Here is a 2846-nt window from a genome sequence, read left to right as displayed (position 1 = left end):
GTACCCGTCCGGTGAAGACCGCAGACGTGCGTATCCTGCGGCCCTGAGCACCTGAGCACTGCGATGCTGGGATCAAGCTTTCGATGGGGAGACGCGATGATATTCTTCGAGGAGGAGTTTGACGTCCTCGATGCCTTCATCGGTGAAGGCCAAGATCCCGTCATCATGGTTGGCGCCGTAGACCCAGATGACGCCGTCCTCGGGCTCGAGACCGAGGGTCAGGTCCTGGATGAGCGCTTCGCTGACGCCGAGGTCCCTGGCGACACGTTCGACGGTGTAGACGTGATGCACCTTATTGCGCTGCATGATCAGGCCGCCGCTGGTTGGGTCCGCAGTTTTGCCGACCTCCAATTCCACGGCAGCAAATCGTCGATCCGCTGTGCTGGGTGGGCTGCGATGCGCGCCAGGATATCGGCGAGCCAGGCCTGAGGGTCGACGTCATTCAACTTGGCGCTGGCGATCAGGCTGTAGAGAACGGCAGCGCGCTGTCCGCCGCGATCGGAACCGCAGAACAGCCAGGACTTTCTTCCAAGAGCGATGCCGCGCAGGGCTCGCTCGGCTGCATTGTTGGATAGGCAGATCCGCCCATCGTCGAGGAACCGGGTGAAGGATGACCAGCGGCGCAGCATGTAGTTGAAGGCCTTGGTCAGATCGTGTCCGCGCGAGAGCTTGTCGCGCGTCTCGATCATCCAGCGCTCGAGTTCGGTGACCAGCGGCACGCTCCGCTCCTGGCGCACGGCGTGGCGTTGGGCCGGCGACAGGCCGTTGATCTCGCGCTCAATATCGAACAGGGCATCGATTCGCTTCACGGCTTCAACCGCGAGCGGATAGACCAGGTTGGGCTTCTCGCCGCGCGCCTTCTTGCGCGCCGCCGCTTCGATATCGGCTAGCTCGAACACTTTGCGCCGGCTGTGGGCCCAGCAGCTGGCTTCCAGAACAGGCGCCGGCTGACGACCCGCCGCATAGAGATCGCCATAACCGCCAAAGGCATCGGCCTGCAGAATGCCGCTCCAGCCGGCAAGATGCGCCGCGGGATGTTCCCCTCGACGATCGCGGGAATAGTAGAACACTGCCGCCGGCGGATCGGCGCCGCCGAACGGTCGGTCATCGCGCACATAGGTCCATAATCGGCCGGTATCGGTCTTGCCCTTGGCCAGGACCGGCACCGTCGTGTCGTCGCCGTGCAGACGTGAAGCGGCCAGCACATGAGCTTCGAGCCGCTTGAACAGCGGCATCAGCGCCGCGGCGCCGGCGCCGACCTGGTCGGCCAGCGTCGACAGGCTGAGCGGCACGCCTTCGCGCGTATAGCGTTCAGCCTGGCGGTTGAGCGGCTGATGCTGGCCGAACTTCTCGAACAGGATCATCGCCAGCAGGCCGGGACCGGCCCAGCCGCGCGGGGTGGCGTGGAACGGTGCCGGAGCCTGGCTGATCGCCTCGCAGTCGCGGCAGGTGAACTTCTCCCGTACGTGTTGGATCACCTTCCATTGCCGCGGCACCACCTCCAGCGTCTCGGTGATGTCCTCACCCAGCTTGCGCAGCCGATGACCGCCGCAGCAGTGGCAAGCGGTCGGCGCCGCCTCGACCACGCGTTCGCGCGGCAGATGCTCGGGAAATGGCTGGCGCGCCGGTCGTTTGCGCACATAAGGCGCCACCTCGGTGGTCCGGGCCGCGGCCTGTTCGGCGGCGATCTCGTCTTCCGTCGCCGTGCTCTCGAGTTCCTCGAAGGTGAGCTCCATCTGGTCGTGCAGGCGGGCTGAGCGTTCAGAACTCTGACCATGCAGCGCCCGCTGCAGCTTCCGGATCGTCAGATCCTGATCTGCGATCAGCGCCGCATCATCCGATGCCTTGGCCCTGGCGACCGCCAGTTCGGCCTCGACCAGCGCAGCGCGCGCGGCCTCGTCTTCGGCTCTGGCCAGCGCCGCGGTCAGCGCTGCTCTCAGCGCGCCGATATCGTCCGGAACAGCATCCTGGGCGGTGGCAACCATGCCTTGGAGTGAATCATAAAACGCGTCCGCTGACTCGCGGAAAATGGCGCAAACTCAAAGAAAAACTCAGCCCGCGCGCTGGGGGCGGAACGTGTGACGCGGGTTGCGCCAATCGATCCCGTCGAGCATGTAGGCGAGCTGCGCCGGTGATATGGAAACCGTACCGTCCGCCGGCGACGGCCATAGAAACCGGCCCTTCTCGAGACGTTTTGCATATAGCGACATGCCGAGCCCATCATGCCAGATGATCTTGATCAGATTGCCGCTGCGGCCGCGGAAGACATAAAGATCGCCGGCATGCGGATCCCGGCCCAACGTCTCCTGAACCTGCAGAGCGAGGCCTTGCATCCCGCGACGCATATCGGTCCGGCCGACCGCTAGCCAGATCCGCACCTGGCTCGGAACCGGGATCATGAAACGCCCAGCGCCTTCACCATCGCCGCCGCCAGTGTCGGCGGCGTGGTCAGCGGAATCCGCAGCCGCACCTTGCCGGCGACCTCCAGCTCGATCACCGCTGGTGACGCCGCCGGCACCGAAGCGACGACAGGCTCATTGGGAACCACGACAACTTCGGCAAAGCCCGTCTCGCGGGCTCTCACCGTGTGGCGCCACTTATAGATCAGGCTGGTCGCGACATCGTACTGACGCGCTACCGCCGCCACGGTGGCCCCGGGCGCGAATGCCTCGCGCAGTATCCGGCACTGATCCTCTTCACTCCAACGACGACGACGCTCAGGCCCGGTCAATAACGTCACATGGCTCATGCTGTGCTGCTAACTACGCTCGTAAGGACGACCTTAAGAGCGCAGCCTCGCTATCGTGCCTTGCTCGCGCAAGGCGGCCCTCGCCGGAGGCGTACGG

The 2846-nt window shown here is 65.0% G+C and carries 4 protein-coding genes; all 4 read right to left on the bottom strand.

Annotated features, from left to right (window positions below; all coding sequences use genetic code 11):
• Positions 1–72 precede the first annotated feature (72 nt).
• Positions 73–306 carry a hypothetical protein gene (locus WBQ96_RS28230; RefSeq protein WP_336556340.1) on the bottom strand — a complete coding sequence of 78 codons (234 nt, stop codon included), beginning with the start codon at positions 304–306 and terminating at the stop codon, positions 73–75.
• Between the two features lie 2 nt (positions 307–308).
• Positions 309–1985 carry an IS66 family transposase gene (tnpC, locus tag WBQ96_RS28225; protein ID WP_336556341.1) on the bottom strand — a complete coding sequence of 559 codons (1677 nt, stop codon included), beginning with the start codon at positions 1983–1985 and terminating at the stop codon, positions 309–311.
• Positions 1986–2051: 66 nt separating this feature from the next.
• Positions 2052–2399 (bottom strand): IS66 family insertion sequence element accessory protein TnpB, encoded by a 348-nt coding sequence (gene tnpB, locus WBQ96_RS28220; protein WP_006201720.1) that lies wholly within the window; start codon positions 2397–2399, stop codon positions 2052–2054.
• A complete protein-coding gene (gene tnpA, locus WBQ96_RS28215) occupies positions 2396–2740 on the bottom strand; it encodes an IS66-like element accessory protein TnpA (protein ID WP_336556342.1) in 345 nt (114 codons plus the stop codon). Before tnpA ends, tnpB begins: the two co-directional genes overlap by 4 nt.
• Positions 2741–2846: the final 106 nt, after the last annotated feature.

Source organism: Mesorhizobium sp. CCNWLY176 (genome assembly GCF_037153935.1).
Lineage (GTDB): Bacteria > Pseudomonadota > Alphaproteobacteria > Rhizobiales > Rhizobiaceae > Mesorhizobium_M > Mesorhizobium_M zhangyense.
The sequence above is the reverse complement of the archived record's forward strand: the minus strand, read 5'-3'. Positions and strand labels throughout refer to the sequence as shown.